The following is a 17,172-nucleotide window of genomic DNA, read 5'->3' as shown; positions in this document are numbered from 1 at the left end:
CATTAGGGGAGGAAAAGGTATGTCAAGATTAGAGAAATTAAGAGCGGAGTTTCAAAAGCATCATATCGATGGGATGATTGTAACATCCGGGAAGAACAGACGATATCTCAGCGGGTTCACTGGAAGTTCTGGTGTGCTTGTGGTCTCTGAAAAAGAAGCGAAGCTCATAACGGATTTCAGGTATGTGGATCAGGCAGCAGCACAGGCGAAAGACTTTGAGATTATCAGGCATACCTCAGCGATTCAGGAAAAAGCCGTACAAGCTGCAGCGGAAATGGGGATCAAGAAAGCCGGCTTTGAGCAGGATTATCTCAGCTTCTCACAATATCGGACATACGAGAAGTATACAAGCAGCCAGGATACAGAGCTTGTGCCAATTTCCGGCCTTATTGAAAAGTTACGCTTGATTAAGGATAATTCAGAGATTAAGATATTAAAGGAAGCCGCACAAATTGCCGATGCAGCCTTCTCCCACATTACTTCTTACATAAGGCCAGGCCGGACGGAGCTTGAAGTCTCCAATGAACTTGAATTTTTCATGAGGAAGAATGGGGCAGCATCTTCTTCGTTCGATATAATTGTCGCATCTGGCAATCGTTCTGCACTTCCCCATGGAGTAGCTTCTGAGAAGAAAATCAGTGAAGGAGAACTGGTAACCCTTGATTTTGGAGCATACTATAAAGGCTATTGCTCGGATATCACGCGAACAGTTGCTGTAGGTGAAATTTCTTCAGAGCTGCGGAAGATTTATGAAACGGTTTATCAAGCACAGGCACGGGGTATGCAGGGAATAAAACCGGGAATGACTGGAAAACAGGCAGATGCCTTAACAAGGGATTATATTGCCGAACAAGGCTACGGTGAATATTTTGGGCATTCGACGGGCCATGGCATTGGCCTTGACGTTCACGAAGGGCCTAGTCTTGCTGTCCATTCAGACACCATTCTTGAGCCGGGGATGATGGTAACGGTGGAACCGGGAATCTATGTTTCCGGTTTAGGCGGAGTAAGGATTGAAGATGATGCCCTTATTACCGAACAGGGGAATGAATCTCTTACTCATTCCACAAAAGAACTGCTTATTTTAGGTTAGTATCAGGAGGAAAAACGATGATTTCAGTTAATGATTTTAGAACAGGATTAACCATTGAGGTAGACGGGGGAATCTGGCAAGTGATGGATTTCCAGCACGTAAAACCGGGTAAAGGAGCGGCTTTCGTTCGTTCGAAGCTTCGCAATCTCCGTACAGGGAGCATTCAGGAAAAAACATTCCGCGGCGGTGAAAAAGTAGCGAAAGCTCATATTGAGAACAGAAGAATGCAATACCTTTACGCTTCTGGGGATACACACACATTCATGGACAACGAGACCTATGAACAAACTGAGCTGACTTCTGCTCAGCTTGAGCATGAATTGAAATTCCTTCTTGAGAACATGGTAGTGCAAATCATGACGTACCAAGGAGAAACGATTGGAGTGGAACTTCCGAACACGGTAGAACTGGAAGTTACTGAAACAGAACCCGGAATTAAGGGAGATACTGCTTCAGGCGGGTCCAAACCTGCTACCCTTGAGACAGGCTTGATTGTACAAGTTCCTTTCTTCATCAACCAAGGCGACAAATTAATCATCGACACACGTTCAGGCGACTACGTTTCCCGAGCGTAAGTCAATACGGCCACAAAGCTTCATTCCAAACGGGGAATGGAGCTTTTTTGTGTTTATGCAGGTCATAAAGCGTGCTGGCAAGCATAAGGTATAATACCTATTTCTTTTTGGGGTGGTGCGCTTGGAAAATGTGATGGCTGTGTTGCCGGAAGCTGTTTGTGAACTCATTAAAAAATACCCGAAAGAACGGATCGGACAACTGGAGGAAATCCGTTTTCGCCTGCAGAGACCACTGGAGCTGATTATTAATGGCCAGCCGGAGTATCCTTCCTGCGGCTCGGGATATTATCTCGTCCGTCCTGAGGACGGGGTACAGCTGATCAATAAGTTAAGCCGCTATTCCTTGTACGCTCTTGAGGAAGAATTGAAGAGAGGCTATATCACGATAAAGGGCGGACACCGTGTGGGGCTCGCTGGCAAGGTAATCACTGAAAAAGGGGAAGTAAAAGCAATCCGGGACATTGGTTCCTATAATATCCGTATCGCACGAGAAAAAATCGGGAGCGCAGATCCTTTCCTGCCGAGTCTATATGAAAACCGCCGCTGGCTGAACACACTGATTGTCGGAGCTCCGCAGACAGGAAAAACTACCCTGCTTCGGGACTTGGCCCGAGCGGTCAGTACGGGATGCCCGGAGAAGAAAATACCTTCAAGCAAGGTTGGCATTGTTGATGAGCGTTCAGAGATTGCAGGAAGTGTGAAGGGGATCCCGCAGTTTGTGCTGGGCCAAAGAGTGGACGTGCTCGACGCCTGTCCAAAAGCTGAGGGAATGATGATGATGATCCGATCGATGAGCCCCGAAGTGCTCATCGCAGATGAAATTGGAAGAAAAGAAGATGCAGAGGCCATACTCGAGGCGATGAATGCCGGAGTGGGAATGATGATGACCGTTCACGGACACTCCCTTGAAGAAGCGCTCCGGCGTCCTGCCATATCTCCGCTTGCTGAGATGAAGCTTTTTGACAGGTATATTGAATTGACAAGGACAGGCAAGCCAGGCACCGTCCGAGGAATATATGATGCGAACCAAAAACGTATAACGGCAGAACTGAAGGCGATCACATGAACTGGTTGGGAGCTGTCCTTATTCTTGTGTCGACCACATGGATCGGTTTTGAACTGGCTAAAAAGGTAAGAGAAAGGCCGAAGCAGCTGAGACAGCTGAAGGTAGGCCTTCAATCTCTTGAGGCAGAAATCATGTACGGCCTCATTCCGCTGGATGAAGCTTTCTTACATCTGAGTTCCCAGCTGAAAGGGCCGGTCGCCCGCTTTTTCCTTGAGGTATCTAATCGACTGGATGAATCGGCTTCCTCTGTTCTAGAAGCATGGGAAGAAAGTTTAGCAGGACTGTCAGATGCTTCTGCGTTCAAAAAAGAAGAGATTGAAATTCTCAGGCAGTTTGGTGCAACGCTCGGCAGGCACGACCGGGAAAACCAGCAAAGACAGATCAAACTAACCCTCTCACATCTTGAGAGGGAGCTTGCTGAAGCGAACGAAGCACAGGTGAAGTATGAAAGAATGTACAAAAGCCTCGGCATACTTACAGGGCTGCTTCTCATCATTTTACTGTTCTAGGCATGGGAGGAAATCAGATGGGTTTTGACGTGAATGTCGTCTTTCAAATCGCTGGTCTCGGAATCATAGTAGCGATGCTGCATAGTGTTCTGAAGATGGTTGGAAAAGAAGATTATGCACATTGGGTGACACTCCTAGGGTTCATCGTGGCATTATTTATCGTTATTTCACTGTTAAGCGACCTGTTTCAAAAAGTGAAAGGCGTCTTTCTTTTTCAAAACTGAAGGGGGTATCCAACATTGAGATTCTTCAAATCGTGGGATTAGGTTTAATAGGTACGTTTCTTGCCCTCATACTGAAAGAACAAAAAACATCCTTTGCCTTTTTGCTGACGCTCGTTGTGGGAATTACAATCTTCCTATTTTTGATCGACCAGATTGCTCTAGTGTTAAGAATGCTGGAGCACCTGGCTGAAGAAGCACATATCAATCTAATGTACGTTGAAACCATTATGAAGATCATCGGCATCGCATATATTGCCGAGTTCGGTTCGCAGATTACAAGGGATGCTGGGCAGGGCGCAATTGCTGCGAAGATTGAACTCGCCGGTAAAATCCTCATTCTTGTCATGGCCATTCCGATTTTATCTATCATCATTGAGACGGTCATAAACCTGATTCCGAGGTAGGAGGTGATGAAGACGGTTCAGCACCAAACTTTTTCTACTAAAATTCTCATTCTATTTCTTGTACTCTATGGCCTTTATACGTGGGGCAGCGGGGTGCAGCCTGCGAGCGCCTCTTCCATCACCCAGAACATCATGGATGAACAGCTGTCCAAGCTGGGAGTAGAAGACATTAAAGAATATTGGACAACCATTATGACAGAATATGGGGGATTTCTGCCGGAAACCCAAAAAGGATCATTGCTTGATTTCATAAAAGGGGAAAAAGATTTCAGTATTAAAGCATGGGCGTTAGGCATATTAAAGTACTTATTCTATGAAGTTCTCATTCAAGGAAAACTCCTTGGCACTTTGATTTTGCTCACTGTTTTCAGCATGCTGCTGCAGACGATACAGAATGCCTTTGAACACCACAGCATCAGCAGGGTGGCCTATTCTATCATCTATATGGTGCTCATCATCCTTGCTTTAAACAGCTTTCATATTGCCATGCAGTATGCTCAGGGGGCCATCAGCACAATGATGGACTTTATGATGGCCCTCGTCCCCCTGCTGCTTGCTTTGATGGCCACCGTGGGCAGTGTGACATCCGTTGCTTTTTTTCATCCGGTCATCGTGTTCCTTGTAAACTCGAGCGGCCTTCTTATCAACAATTTTGTTCTTCCGCTCCTTTTCTTGTCGGCCTTGTTAAGCATTGTGAGTACACTGTCTGAGCATCATAAGGTCACACAGCTGGCCAAGCTGCTAAGATCACTTGCAATGGGAGCTCTGGCGGTTTTTTTCACGGTTTTTCTCAGTGTAATCAGCGTTCAGGGAGCCACAACAGCGGTCGCTGACGGGATCACGGTCAAAACGGCCAAGTTTATTACCGGCAATTTCATACCGGTCGTCGGCAGGATGTTCACAGATGCAACGGATACAGTGATGAGCGCTTCCGTCCTTTTAAAGAATACTGTAGGGATTGCAGGCGTTGCCATCTTGTTTCTCCTGGCTGTATTTCCGGCCATTAAAGTACTTGCGCTAGGTTTTATCTTCAGTTTTGCGGCTGCTGTCCTGCAGCCGTTAGGGGGCGGTCCAATCATCGAATGCCTCGGGATTATCGGGAAGAGTGTCCTGTATATCTTTGCTGCCCTGGCAACCGTCTCCATCATGTTTTTTCTTGCGGTAACGGTTATTGTAGCAGCTGGAAATCTATCATTAATGATCCGTTAGCGGGAGGCCATGATGAATTTTTTGACGGACTGGATTTCAAATATCGTTCTGATCATTCTTCTTGCGGTCATCGTAGATCTGCTCATCCCAAATAGCAGTTTTCAAAAATATATCAAAATGGTGGTTGGCCTGCTCCTCATTCTGGCCATCCTCAATCCGATCCTCAAGATTGCAGGTTCCAATGTGGACAAAGTGTTTGAGGCGATTGGCGTAGAGCATCAATTTAATGAGAGTGATATAAAAAATTCGATAGAAAAGAATAAAAAAGAAATACAAGACTCCCAATCTGCATATATTTTAGAACAAACGCGTGTCCACATGGAAAACCTAGTTAAAGAGGAGTTGAAGGCAAACTATGGTGTAGCGATACTGAGTCTGCAATTGATACCGAAAAGTGGACCGTCTCAAGGCGAGCTGACAGCAAAAACAATAGATTCAGTCCACGTCGTCATTGGACAGGGCGGAGATCAGAAGGACATTTCAGTCCCTGCAGTCAAGAAAGTAGAAATTAACGCCGATCAGCCTGTTCAGAAAGAGAAAGAAACACAAATAGAAGCGAAGCCGATTCAAACGTTCCTAGCAAAGAAATGGCAGATGAAAAAGGAAAACGTACTGATCTTTACGGAAGGAGGAGAGGAAAATGGCGGGTAACAACAGCAGCAAGAACGGGCTTCAAAAAATAATGGCCCTGCTGCCCGGCGGAAATGGAAAAAAAGGCCCGCCACCTTATATATGGCTGCTGTTGCTGCTGGGCTTCGCCATCATGATTGCGAGTAAAATTTTCAGCCCGTCACCGTCGGAAAATGGAAGTCTGCCGACCGCTGGCATTAAAGCTCCGGACGAAGCAAAAACGGTATTTAAACCATCCGGGACCTCTTCTTCAAAGAAGTTCAGAGAGTACGAAGACAATTATGAAACACAGTTGAGAGATATCCTCGAGCAGATCTCCGGCGTAAAGAAGGTAAGGGTAATGGTTACCCTGGATACGACGGAGACGAAGGAGATCGAGAAGAACGAGAGAAGGCAAAATCAGACTACGAAGGAAACGGATAAAAATGGCGGGGAACGAACGATCAATGATATTAAAACGGATGAAGAAGTGGTGACGATAAAGAGCGGAGATGAAGAAAGGCCGATCATCATTACGACGGAGAAGCCAAAAGTCCGCGGAGTGATTGTTGCCGCTGAAGGAGCAGAAAACCTGCGCATCAAAGAAATGATCATAGATGCAGTAACAAAGGTTTTTGATATCGGAAGTGACAGAGTGTCAGTGATACCGAAAAAATTTGAGGGGGAATAGAAATGCTATTAAAGAAACAAACCGTTTGGCTGCTAACGATGCTTAGCTTGATTATCGTCCTTTCCGTATATTATATTACGGCTCCAGGTTCAGGAGACGACCTTGCCTATCTTGAAAAAGGGAAAAATACAGCCTCTACCAAGCAGGAGCAGCCAGCAAAGAACAAGAAAGGATCTGATGCGGCTGTTACGAGTGCGGCAGGAGATGATCTTTTTACCGCTCTTCGAATGAAAAGAGACGAAACCCGAGATGAACTGAGCAGCAAATATACGGCAGCGATTGCTTCTCCAAATGCCTCTGCTGAGGTACAGGCTGAAGCACTTGCAAAAATATCAGAGCTTCAATCTCTCACGATGAAAGAGTCCACACTGGAGACCTTAATTAAAACCATGGGCTACGATGATGCTCTCGTCAACACGATGGATAATGAAGTGAGAATCATCGTCAAAGGGAAGCATTCTTCAAATGAGGCGGTTAAAATTATGAAAAAAGCAGAAGAACAGCTAGGAAACAAGCAAGTGGCAGTCGAATTTCAAAAACCTGCAAAATAAGCCGGGGATAACGCCCCGGCTTTTTATATTCAGGGATTTTCGTAAAGTAGTATGTTAAGCCTGAACGTTGGTCAAGATGATACTGAAGAAAAAATGGAGCAATCGCTTACATTCAATGCAGATTACATGTATTATGTACATGTATAGCGATTAAAACTATTCTTTAGGCCCAGATTATGATATGATTTGCTAGTACCAGGTAACAATAGAAGGTGCTAAGATACGGCATACAACACCGTGTATCGATTGAAAAAGGAGTGGAATTTCGTGTTTAAAATACAAGAAATCCGAGAACTGATTAAACTAATTGACAAATCCAGTATTGACGAATTTCAATATGAAAATGACGGTGAAAAAATCGTCCTTAAGAAAAATGAGACAAGTATACAGCAAGGCTTAGAGCAAGCAGCTGCACCGGCAGCAATTCAAACCGCGCCTCCTGCACAAGCTGTTCAGCCAGCTGCTGCACCATCAGCACCTGCGGAAGCTCCAGCAGCTCCTGTGGCTGAAAAGAAAGAAGATGCCAACTTACATAAGATTGAATCCCCAATGGTTGGTACTTTCTACGCATCCCCATCACCGGAAACCCCTGTTTATGTCAAAACAGGGGATAAAGTCAGCAAAGATTCCATCGTTTGTATCATTGAAGCGATGAAGCTGTTTAATGAAATTGAAGCAGAAGTAAACGGGGAAATCGTTGAAATCCTTGTTGAAAACGGGCAACTCGTAGAGTATGGACAGCCCCTCTTTTTAGTTAAAGCGGAATAGAGGTGTATTCTACAATGATTAAAAAGCTGTTAGTTGCGAACCGGGGGGAAATTGCCGTCCGGATCATCAGGGCATGTAAAGAATTAAACATAGAAACAGTAGCTGTCTATTCTGAAGCAGATAAGGATGCCCTGCATGTTCGTCTTGCCGATGAAGCATATTGCATTGGACCAAAATCTTCCAAAGACAGCTACTTAAACTTCACAAACATAATGAGCACGGCGATGCTTACAGGAAGTGACGCCATCCATCCGGGCTATGGGTTCTTGGCTGAGAATGCTGACTTTGCTGAGATCTGCTCCGAGTGCAACGTAAAGTTTGTCGGGCCAAGTGCTGATGCGATCAACAAAATGGGGATTAAAGACGTTGCGCGCGCGACGATGAAAGAAGCCGGCGTACCGATCGTACCCGGTTCAAACGGAATCATTTCGAGTAAAGAAGAAGCAATTGAACTTGCGGAAGAAATTGGGTATCCTGTTATTATCAAAGCCACTGCTGGCGGCGGAGGTAAAGGAATACGGATCGCGAAGACAGAGGCTGAACTCATAAAGGGAATCTCCATCACTCAGCAGGAAGCTGCAACAGCTTTCGGAAACCCGGGAGTATACATTGAAAAGTTCATTGAAGATTTCCGCCATGTTGAAATTCAAGTACTTGCTGATAATTACGGAAATGTCGTGCATCTTGGTGAAAGGGACTGCAGTATTCAAAGACGGCTGCAGAAGCTTTTAGAAGAAACACCATCACCCGCCATCTCCCCAGAAAAACGCGAGGAGATGGGACGTGCCGCTGTGAGGGCAGCAGAAGCGGTTAATTATTCAGGGGCCGGAACCGTTGAATTTATCTTTGACCATAATACGGGTGATTTTTATTTCATGGAAATGAACACGCGCATACAGGTTGAACATCCGGTGACAGAGATGGTTACCGGAATTGACTTGATCAAGCAGCAGATCCGTGTAGCTTCTGGTGAACATTTAAGTGTTTCCCAAGGAGATATTGAATTCCAGGGATGGGCCATCGAGTGCCGTATTAACGCCGAGAATCCGGATAAGAATTTTATGCCGTCTGCAGGCAAGATTGAAATGTACCTGCCGCCTGGCGGATTGGGTGTGCGTGTAGATTCAGCAGCTTATCCGGGCTATACGATTCCTCCGTACTATGATTCGATGATTGCGAAAGTGATCACGTACGGAAAAACGAGACAAGAAGCAATCGACCGAATGAAGAGGGCATTGAATGAATTTGTGATTGAGGGTGTCCATACGACGATCCCGTTCCACTTGCGCCTTCTAAATCACGCTACATTTGTAAACGGCGACTTTAATACAAAGTTTTTAGAAATTCATGACTTGACGTCAAAGTCTGTAAAATAGCATGGAGGTGTAAACAATGAGTGAGCTTACATTTGAAATGGAAGAGCATCATTCTGAACTTGGACGAGTGGAAATATCTCCTGAAGTTATTGAAGTAATTGCAAGCATCGCTGCTTCTGATGTAGAGGGAGTCGCTTCAATGCGAGGCAACTTTGCGACGGGTGTTGCCGAGCGATTTGGGAAAAAATCTCATAGCAAGGGTGTAAAAGTTGAGCTTGGAGAAGAAGGGATTGCCATCAGTGTTTATGTGATCATGAATTATGGTGTCTCCATACCTGAAGTGGCACTGTCTATCCAGGACCACATCCGGCAGGGACTCAAGAATATGACAGCCCTTGAGGCGAGTGAGATCAACATATTTGTTGTCGGTGTCCAGTTTGAAGCAAAAGAAAAGCAGCTGGAAGCGCCTGAAGCATACTGATAAAGGGGATTCTCATATCCCCTTTATTTTTTTGCGATTGTTAACTCTTTAGGACATATGATATGATTTCACTTATATTATGGTACGAACGAAAGGAAGTAAAAAATGAAACGTAGGCTTGCAAGAGAAAAAGCATTTCAATCTTTGTTCCAAATTGAGGTCAGCGATATCCAACCGGAAGCTGCGATCGCGCATGTATTGGAAGAAGGAGAAAAGGAAGATGAATTTCTTCATTCCCTTGTGTTCGGCACTGTTGAAAATAAACAGGAGATCGATGAAATCATTTCCAATCATTTGGAAAACTGGAGTTTTTCCCGTTTAGCGAATGTTGAAAAGGCAGTTCTTCGCCTCGCTGTTTACGAAATGCAGTTTCTTGGGGATATTCCCGTTAATGTATCAATGAATGAAGCGATTGAACTTGCCAAGGTCTTCGGAGGAGAAGAGTCAGGCCGTTTTGTAAACGGTGTTCTCGTAAAAATTGTCCAGCATTTTTCAAAATAGTGTACCAGCAAGAAATGCGGTAAGTGCGAAAAAGGAGACGTTTCATGCAAAATGACCGTTATGTAACGATAAGCTCAGTTACCCGTTACATTAAGCGGGTTTTTGAAGAGGATGACAACTTGAATAACGTATGGGTCCGCGGAGAACTTTCCAATGTCAAACGACATAGCCGCGGTCATTTGTATTTTACTTTGAAGGATGAGCACAGCAAAGTCAATGCAGTCATGTTTTCCGGAAATAACCGTTTTCTATCCTTTCAGCCCGAAGAAGGGATGAAGGTACTGATTCAGGGTGAAATTTCCGTATATGAACCTCAGGGCCAGTATCAGCTCTATGCAAGGACGATGAAAAAAGACGGAGTAGGCAATTTGTTCCTAGCCTACGAAGAGCTGAAGCGAAAGCTTGAATCCGAAGGGCTGTTTGATTCTTCCCGTAAAAAGAAGGTTCCTTCGTTTCCGGATGAGATTGGAGTCATCACTTCACCGACCGGAGCAGCTGTAAGGGATATTATAACGACGATCAGGCGCCGTTTTCCCATTGCGAAAGTAACGGTATATCCAGTACTTGTTCAGGGTTCAGGTGCCGCGGCATCTATCGCAAAAGCGATCGAAAAAGCAAATAGGGGACCTTCTCATGTTCTTATTATTGGACGAGGAGGCGGCTCGATAGAAGAATTATGGGCTTTTAACGAAGAGCTGGTAGCAAGGGCCATTTATGGATCAACCATTCCCGTCATATCCGCTGTCGGACACGAGACGGACTTTACGATCGCGGATTTTGTAGCTGATCTCAGGGCACCAACACCGACTGCAGCTGCTGAATTGGCCGTTCCGCATATTGCCGAACTGCATGACAGGCTCGCTCAACGCCATTTCAGATTGACCCGGGCGGTTGGTGACCAGATCGCCCAGTACCGCCAGCGGCTGTCAAGACTGCAAAAATCTTATGCTTTCCGCTATCCTGATCAGCTGATCAAGCAGAAAGAAGTCGAACTCGACCGTGTGCTTGAGATGATGACAAGAGAGATGAACCGAAATATTGAACGCCAGAAAAGCAAAATCCGTCAAATGCAGAAACAGCTGTCCTATTTTTCACCAGGAGATCAGATCCTGAAAATGAAAGAGAAGCAGTTGAAGCTTGGAAAATCCTTAATACGTTCTATGCAGCAGCAAGTGAAGGGGAGCCAGTCGGGATTTCAAAGCAAACTGTCACGTTTGAATGCCCTAAATCCACTGGCAGTTATGGAGAGAGGCTACAGTCTTGTGTATAGGGAAGACGAGCAGCTCGTTAAAAGCGTGAAACAGATACAGCCTGGAGACACCATAAAGGTCCGGCTGCAGGATGGAAAATTGGATTGCCAGGTTTGGGGATTGGAGGAGAAAAATAATGGCTGAGAAAAATAATATTACCTTTGAAGAAGCAATGGAACAGCTGGAACAAATCGTTGAACGGCTGGAAGAAGGGGATGTCCCTCTTGAAGAGAGTATAGATTTGTTTCAGCAGGGGATGGCTCTGTCAAAAGTATGCCATACCAAACTTCAGAACATTGAACAAAAAATGGATACGATCATGAAAGATAATGGAGAAGCAGCCCCGTTTATCATTCAGGAAGAAGAGAAATAATCATGGATATTCAACACTACCTGCAAGACAAAAGGCAGTTCATCAATGATTATCTTCCCTCTTTCCTAGCTGAAAAATCCATTCCTGGCCTTTTAAAAGACTCCATGCTTTATTCGCTGCAGGCAGGCGGCAAACGGCTTCGCCCCATCTTAACGCTGGCTGTTCTCGATGCTTTCGGCAAGAGGGCGGAAGTGGGTCTGGAAGCTGCCTGTGCACTCGAGATGGTGCACACCTATTCACTCATCCACGACGACCTTCCTTGCATGGACGATGATGATTACAGGAGAGGGAAGCCAACGAATCATAAAGCGTTTGGAGAAGCGATCGCGATCCTCGCAGGCGATGCTTTGCTAACGTTCAGTTTTCAGGTCATCGCAGGAAGCCATGTATATTCACCTGAGCAGAAAGTTTCACTCCTTTCCATTCTTTCTGAAGCGTCCGGAGCAGAAGGGATGGTCGCCGGGCAGGCAGTGGACATGGAATCAGAGAATCAGGAGCTTACACTGGAAGAGCTGCAATCGATCCACGAAAGAAAAACGGGGCGCCTCCTTGAAGCATCCGTTCTTTTTGGTGCGGTCCTGGCAGACGCGGACACCGAAGATTTCGCACGCCTGAAAGCGTTCAGCAGGCACTTGGGAATCGCCTTCCAGATACAGGATGATATTTTGGATGTAACCGGTGATTCCGAGCTCTTGGGAAAACAAGCTGGAAGTGATGAAAATAATTTTAAAAGCACCTATCCAAAACTTCTCACGCTTGATGGAGCAAAAGCAGAGCTCGCCCACCATATCAAGCTGGCAAAAGAGAACCTTCGGGAAGCGAAAGTTCATCCTGTCATACTCGAAGGGATCACGGATTATATTGTAAGTAGAAACCACTAGTGTTTCAGCCGTATTGTTGGCATTCGAGTTTTATGGTATGATAGAGAATATTTTGGAGTGGTGCAGTATTCTAGTCAGTCTCCCATTCTTGAAGGCGGGCCTAAAAATCCGCCAAAGGGCACATCGATGAAGTTCCTGGTGTTGGCTTGAGGCGCCCAGCCTTGGGTTAACGCTGGGAGTTAAGGTCGCAGGGCGATCCACAATGGCATGTGGGCGTTGACCCTGCTTCCGCGGAGACCCCCATCTTTGCGGCTTGCGTTGTAATACCTTGCTGTGAAATGGGGTTTGAACCTGCCAATGTTCTGCTACATGCAGAAACATGCAGCGTAGCCTGCCTTGAGTGGAGCTTGAGGGGATTATGGACATAAGGACGATGGAGGGTTGGCCGCCTGAAATCTGTTCATGCCGTATGAAATCATCTCTGCAAAAGAGGCTAGGGAAATGGGTAAGGGCTGTTGAGGAAAACTCCTAGACTGTTCCCGCGACATTCAAAAAGGATTATAGTGCGGACTAAGTGGCAATCCAGTCTAACGTTTGGCGACACCGTTAAGGAGGAAGTAAAGGGAAACCGCGGATATGGCGACATCTCCGTTTCCTCTTGGGAAAACCTACTGGACCTAAGCCGCAGCGTTTACTTTTTGAATGACCACTCCTCATACATAATTTAAATGGAGACCTTACGCAGGATTCTGGCGTAAGGCGTTCATTATATATAGGGAGATTTTATGAAGCATTCATTTCATAAATCGCTAAAATGGAGTACAGGCATTGCCGTTATCACGCTCGTGTTAGCGGCAATTTTTTCAGTGGCTTCCACCCTGCTCCTTAGCGGCGTTTCATGGGGTATGGGAATGGTCATCGTGTTAATTATTGTTCTTATTGGTGTGATTTTTGATATTATTGGTGTAGCATCTACTGCAGCGAATGAAGTTCCCTTTCATGCGATGGCATCAGAAAAGGTGCCCGGTGCCCGGCATGCTATTCTTATTACAAGGAATGCTGACCGGGTAGCCAATTTCTGCAATGATGTAATAGGGGATATATCAGGCATCATCAGCGGAACGGCTTCAGCGGCAGTTATTGTAGAATTGACCATGAACCTCGGACATGGGGAAGGAACAGTGTTTGAGCACACGATCTCCATCCTGTTTACCGGGGTGATTGCGGCGCTAACGGTTGGGGGAAAAGCGTTCGGAAAATCATATGCGATCCACCATGCCACAATTATTATTTTTCAAGTGGGCCGTTTAATATATTTTTTTGAGGAAAAGTTAAAGATTAAACTATTTGATACTTCTTCTAATAGAGGAAAGAGAAGGAATTAAATTGGAAAGTGAGGATTTTCCATGAAACTGGAAGATATTCAAAACCCTCAGTTCTTAAAGACGTACGATCAGGAACAGCTTAAGAAGCTTGCGCAGGAGATCCGTCACTTCTTAATCAGCAAGCTTTCTGTGACAGGCGGGCATCTCGGTGCCAATCTAGGGGTAGTCGAACTGACTCTTGCCCTTCATAAGGTTTTTGACAGCCCGAAGGACAAGCTGATCTGGGATGTGGGCCACCAGGCCTATATCCACAAAATGCTGACAGGGAGAACTTCGCAATTTGATACATTGCGTCAATATAAAGGTCTTTGCGGATTTCCTAAACGAGTGGAAAGCGAACATGATGTCTGGGAAACCGGCCATAGTTCCACTTCTTTATCAGCGGCTATGGGAATGGCCATCGCGCGTGATTTAAAAGGAACCGATGAAAAGGTAGTAGCCGTTATTGGGGACGGCGCTCTGACTGGCGGGATGGCGCTTGAAGCATTGAACCATATTGGACATGAGAAAAAAGATTTGATCGTTGTGCTGAATGACAATGAAATGTCCATAGCTCCGAACGTCGGTGCTCTCCACAGCGTACTCGGGCGAATGAGGACGGCTAAGAAATATAATAAAGCGAAGGACGAATTGGAATCTCTTATCCGCAAAATCCCGGCGTTTGGCGGTAAACTCGCTGCCACAGCCGAAAGGCTGAAGGACAGTTTAAAATACATGCTGGTGTCTGGCATGTTCTTCGAAGAACTTGGATACACGTACCTTGGGCCCGTTGACGGCCATGACTTGTCTGATCTTGAGGAGAACCTTCGTTATGCGAAGAAAACAGAAGGCCCAGTGATTGTTCACGTATTGACCAAAAAAGGGAAAGGGTACAAGCCGGCAGAACAGGACCAAACCGATCACTGGCACGGAGTGGGCCCATATAAAATTGAATCAGGCGAGAAGATTAAAGCGAAGCAGGCTGCTCCTTCTTACAGTAAACTCGTGAGTGATACACTAGCCAACCTTTCTGAAAAGGATGATCGGATCGCTGTTATAACACCTGCTATGACTGTAGGTTCGCAGCTTGAAGGGTATGCACAGAAGTTTCCTGAACGCCTTTTTGACGTAGGAATCGCAGAACAGCATGCGATGACCATGGCAGCGGGGCTGGCCACTCAAAACATGAAGCCTGTTCTGTCCATCTATTCTACTTTTCTGCAGCGCGCGTATGATCAGCTTCTCCACGATGTGGCGAGACAGAATCTTAATGTTATTCTTACAGTGGACAGGTCTGGGCTCGTAGGTGCGGACGGTGAGACCCATCAAGGTGTGTTTGATATTGCTTTTATGCGCCATATACCGAATCTCGTGATCGCCATGGGGAAAGATGAGAACGAACTTCAGCACTTAGTTCATACGGCTGTCCAATATGACGATGGACCGATTGCCATTCGTTTCCCGAGAGGCAACGGCCTTGGTGTAGAAATGGATACCGAGTATGAACAAATTCCAATCGGAAGCTGGGACGTATTGAAAGAAGGAAATGAAGCTGTCATTCTTACCTTTGGAACAACGATCCCAATGGCTTTGGAGGCGTGGGAAACCCTGGCTAAACAAGGTGTTTCTGCAAGGGTGGTCAACGCGCGCTTCATCAAGCCCTTTGATCATAAGATGATGTTGGAAATCCTGCGTGAGGGTTTGCCGATTCTTACGATTGAGGAAGCAGTCCTGCAGGGCGGCTTCGGGAGTGCCGTTCTGGAATATGCAAACGAACATCAATTTTACTCCACAATGATCGACAGAATGGGAATACCAGATTGTTTTATTGAACATGGAAGTGTGACCAAACTTCTAGAAGAGATTGGAATGACAACAGAAGACGTAGTGGAGCGGACAAAAAAACTTGTTTTAGAAAAAAAGAAAAAGGGTCTATATACATGAAGAAAGAACGGATCGATGTTTTGCTCGTTGAACGGGGGCTAAGTGAGACGAGGGAAAAAGCAAAGCGTTCAATAATGGCCGGGCTTGTCTATTCGGGCAGCGAACGTTTAGACAAACCAGGTTTAAAAATCGATATTGAAGCCCCTCTTGCCGTCAAAGGCAACGAAATGCCCTACGTGAGCAGGGGCGGATTAAAACTTGAAAAAGCGATCAAGGCATTTGATTTGGAGCTTGAAGGGAAAATTGTGCTGGATATTGGGGCATCCACTGGTGGATTTACCGACTGCGCACTTCAAAATGGAGCGAAGTTCGTTTATGCCCTTGATGTCGGCTATAACCAGCTGGCGTGGAAGATCCGTCAGGATGAACGAGTAGCTGTTATGGAACGAACAAATTTCAGGTATGTTAAGCGGGAAGATCTTCAATTCGGCCTGCCGGAATTTGCTACGATTGATGTTTCGTTTATCTCATTGAAGCTGATTTTGCCGGTACTTAAGACGATCTTAAAACCAGGCGGAGAGGTTATGGCTTTAATCAAACCTCAATTTGAAGCTGGAAGAGCTGATGTTGGAAAAAAAGGAATCGTGCGGGATCCTGTCATTCATGAACGGGTGATCGGGGAAATTATCCGATTTTCTCTCCATGAAGGCTACAATGTCCTAAATCTTTCTTATTCCCCTATAACCGGCGGGGAAGGAAACATCGAATTTCTCGTTCATTTGAAGACTGAAGCCGAAACCGCTGAACGACCATTTCAAGAAGAAAAAATTGCAGAAGTCGTAACAGAGGCCCACCAGCTGTTCAAAAAAACGGATGCAGATGAATAAATAAACAATGGCCCGTATTGCAAATCAGTGATACGGGCTATTTTATTAGATGTACAAGCACGGGACAATATTATAAGATAAGAGCAGATGATTAAAGGATTTTAAGCTTCAATCGATATTTAAATGAGGTGAAAGACGTGAATAAAGGCCAACGTCATATTAAAATAAGAGAAATTATTACACATAAAGAAATTGAAACACAAGATGACCTGGTCGAGGAGCTGCGCAATGCTCGTTTTAATGTGACACAGGCTACGGTTTCCCGTGATATTAAAGAACTGCACCTTGTCAAAGTGCCGATGTCGGACGGAAGATACAAGTACAGCCTGCCGGCGGACCAGCGTTTCAACCCCCTTCAGAAACTGAGAAGGACACTGATCGACAGCTTTGTAAGCATTGATCAGGCTGATCACTTGATTGTTATGAAAACGCTGCCCGGCAATGCAAACGCGATTGGCGCATTGATCGATAAACTGGACTGGGAGGAAATTATGGGAACGATTTGCGGTGATGATACGATCTTGGTGATCTGCCGGTCAAAGGACGTTTCTCCCGACGTTTCGCAGCGGTTCTTGGACATGCTTTAAATGAACGGT

General features: G+C 45.6%; 21 protein-coding genes. All 21 read left to right on the top strand.

What is annotated here, in order from left to right; translation table 11 throughout:
* The first annotated feature begins 19 nt into the window (after positions 1-19).
* The 21 genes from QYF49_RS17155 (at position 20) to ahrC (ending at position 17,163) form a co-directional block, all read left to right on the top strand.
* Positions 20-1,093, top strand: a complete 1,074-nt coding sequence (locus QYF49_RS17155; RefSeq protein WP_290400823.1) for a M24 family metallopeptidase — start codon at positions 20-22, stop codon at positions 1,091-1,093.
* 17 nt (positions 1,094-1,110) lie between these two features.
* Complete coding sequence (gene efp / locus QYF49_RS17150; protein ID WP_290400822.1) at positions 1,111-1,668, top strand: elongation factor P; 558 nt, start codon at positions 1,111-1,113, stop codon at positions 1,666-1,668.
* A 121-nt stretch (positions 1,669-1,789) separates the two neighbouring features.
* Positions 1,790-2,734: a stage III sporulation protein AA gene (gene spoIIIAA / locus QYF49_RS17145; protein ID WP_290400821.1), complete on the top strand. Its 945-nt coding sequence runs from the start codon at positions 1,790-1,792 to the stop codon at positions 2,732-2,734.
* On the top strand, positions 2,731-3,243 hold the full coding sequence (gene spoIIIAB / locus QYF49_RS17140) for a stage III sporulation protein SpoIIIAB (RefSeq protein ID WP_290400820.1): 513 nt from the start codon (positions 2,731-2,733) through the stop codon (positions 3,241-3,243). The genes spoIIIAA and spoIIIAB overlap by 4 nt, the downstream gene beginning before the upstream one ends.
* A 17-nt stretch (positions 3,244-3,260) precedes the next feature.
* Positions 3,261-3,467, top strand: coding sequence for a stage III sporulation protein AC (gene spoIIIAC, locus QYF49_RS17135; RefSeq protein ID WP_290400819.1), 207 nt, complete (start codon positions 3,261-3,263; stop codon positions 3,465-3,467).
* Positions 3,468-3,481: 14 nt separating this feature from the next.
* Positions 3,482-3,871: a stage III sporulation protein AD gene (gene spoIIIAD / locus QYF49_RS17130; protein WP_290400968.1), complete on the top strand. Its 390-nt coding sequence runs from the start codon at positions 3,482-3,484 to the stop codon at positions 3,869-3,871.
* 6 nt (positions 3,872-3,877) lie between these two features.
* Entirely contained in the window at positions 3,878-5,080 is a 1,203-nt protein-coding gene (gene spoIIIAE, locus QYF49_RS17125; protein ID WP_290400818.1) for a stage III sporulation protein AE, read from the top strand.
* A 9-nt stretch (positions 5,081-5,089) separates the two neighbouring features.
* The gene (spoIIIAF, locus tag QYF49_RS17120) at positions 5,090-5,731 is read left to right on the top strand and encodes a stage III sporulation protein AF (protein WP_290400817.1); all 642 of its coding nucleotides are present in this window, start codon (positions 5,090-5,092) and stop codon (positions 5,729-5,731) included.
* Complete coding sequence (gene spoIIIAG, locus QYF49_RS17115) at positions 5,721-6,380, top strand: stage III sporulation protein AG (RefSeq protein WP_290400816.1); 660 nt, start codon at positions 5,721-5,723, stop codon at positions 6,378-6,380. Before spoIIIAF ends, spoIIIAG begins: the two co-directional genes overlap by 11 nt.
* A 2-nt stretch (positions 6,381-6,382) precedes the next feature.
* Entirely contained in the window at positions 6,383-6,931 is a 549-nt protein-coding gene (locus QYF49_RS17110) for a SpoIIIAH-like family protein (RefSeq protein ID WP_290400815.1), read from the top strand.
* 267 nt (positions 6,932-7,198) lie between these two features.
* Complete coding sequence (gene accB, locus QYF49_RS17105; RefSeq protein ID WP_290400814.1) at positions 7,199-7,699, top strand: acetyl-CoA carboxylase biotin carboxyl carrier protein; 501 nt, start codon at positions 7,199-7,201, stop codon at positions 7,697-7,699.
* 14 nt (positions 7,700-7,713) lie between these two features.
* On the top strand, positions 7,714-9,075 hold the full coding sequence (gene accC, locus QYF49_RS17100; RefSeq protein ID WP_290400813.1) for an acetyl-CoA carboxylase biotin carboxylase subunit: 1,362 nt from the start codon (positions 7,714-7,716) through the stop codon (positions 9,073-9,075).
* A gap of 16 nt (positions 9,076-9,091) precedes the next feature.
* Positions 9,092-9,496 (top strand): Asp23/Gls24 family envelope stress response protein, encoded by a 405-nt coding sequence (locus tag QYF49_RS17095; protein ID WP_290400812.1) that lies wholly within the window; start codon positions 9,092-9,094, stop codon positions 9,494-9,496.
* Positions 9,497-9,601: 105 nt separating this feature from the next.
* Positions 9,602-9,997 (top strand): transcription antitermination factor NusB, encoded by a 396-nt coding sequence (nusB, locus tag QYF49_RS17090; protein WP_290400811.1) that lies wholly within the window; start codon positions 9,602-9,604, stop codon positions 9,995-9,997.
* Between the two features lie 44 nt (positions 9,998-10,041).
* Entirely contained in the window at positions 10,042-11,391 is a 1,350-nt protein-coding gene (gene xseA / locus QYF49_RS17085; protein ID WP_290400810.1) for an exodeoxyribonuclease VII large subunit, read from the top strand.
* Positions 11,384-11,620 (top strand): exodeoxyribonuclease VII small subunit, encoded by a 237-nt coding sequence (locus QYF49_RS17080; RefSeq protein WP_290400809.1) that lies wholly within the window; start codon positions 11,384-11,386, stop codon positions 11,618-11,620. The genes xseA and QYF49_RS17080 overlap by 8 nt, the downstream gene beginning before the upstream one ends.
* Positions 11,617-12,501, top strand: a complete 885-nt coding sequence (locus QYF49_RS17075; protein WP_290400967.1) for a polyprenyl synthetase family protein — start codon at positions 11,617-11,619, stop codon at positions 12,499-12,501. The genes QYF49_RS17080 and QYF49_RS17075 overlap by 4 nt, the downstream gene beginning before the upstream one ends.
* A 725-nt stretch (positions 12,502-13,226) precedes the next feature.
* Entirely contained in the window at positions 13,227-13,826 is a 600-nt protein-coding gene (locus QYF49_RS17070) for a hypothetical protein (RefSeq protein ID WP_290400808.1), read from the top strand.
* A gap of 21 nt (positions 13,827-13,847) precedes the next feature.
* Complete coding sequence (gene dxs / locus QYF49_RS17065; protein WP_290400807.1) at positions 13,848-15,749, top strand: 1-deoxy-D-xylulose-5-phosphate synthase; 1,902 nt, start codon at positions 13,848-13,850, stop codon at positions 15,747-15,749.
* Entirely contained in the window at positions 15,746-16,576 is an 831-nt protein-coding gene (locus QYF49_RS17060) for a TlyA family RNA methyltransferase (RefSeq protein ID WP_290400806.1), read from the top strand. Before dxs ends, QYF49_RS17060 begins: the two co-directional genes overlap by 4 nt.
* A 137-nt stretch (positions 16,577-16,713) precedes the next feature.
* On the top strand, positions 16,714-17,163 hold the full coding sequence (ahrC, locus tag QYF49_RS17055) for a transcriptional regulator AhrC/ArgR (protein ID WP_290400805.1): 450 nt from the start codon (positions 16,714-16,716) through the stop codon (positions 17,161-17,163).
* Positions 17,164-17,172 lie beyond the last annotated feature (9 nt).

Source organism: Fictibacillus terranigra, assembly GCF_030412265.1.
Classification (GTDB): Bacteria; Bacillota; Bacilli; order Bacillales; family Fictibacillaceae; genus Fictibacillus_C; species Fictibacillus_C terrinigri.
The sequence above is the reverse complement of the archived record's forward strand: the minus strand, read 5'-3'. Positions and strand labels throughout refer to the sequence as shown.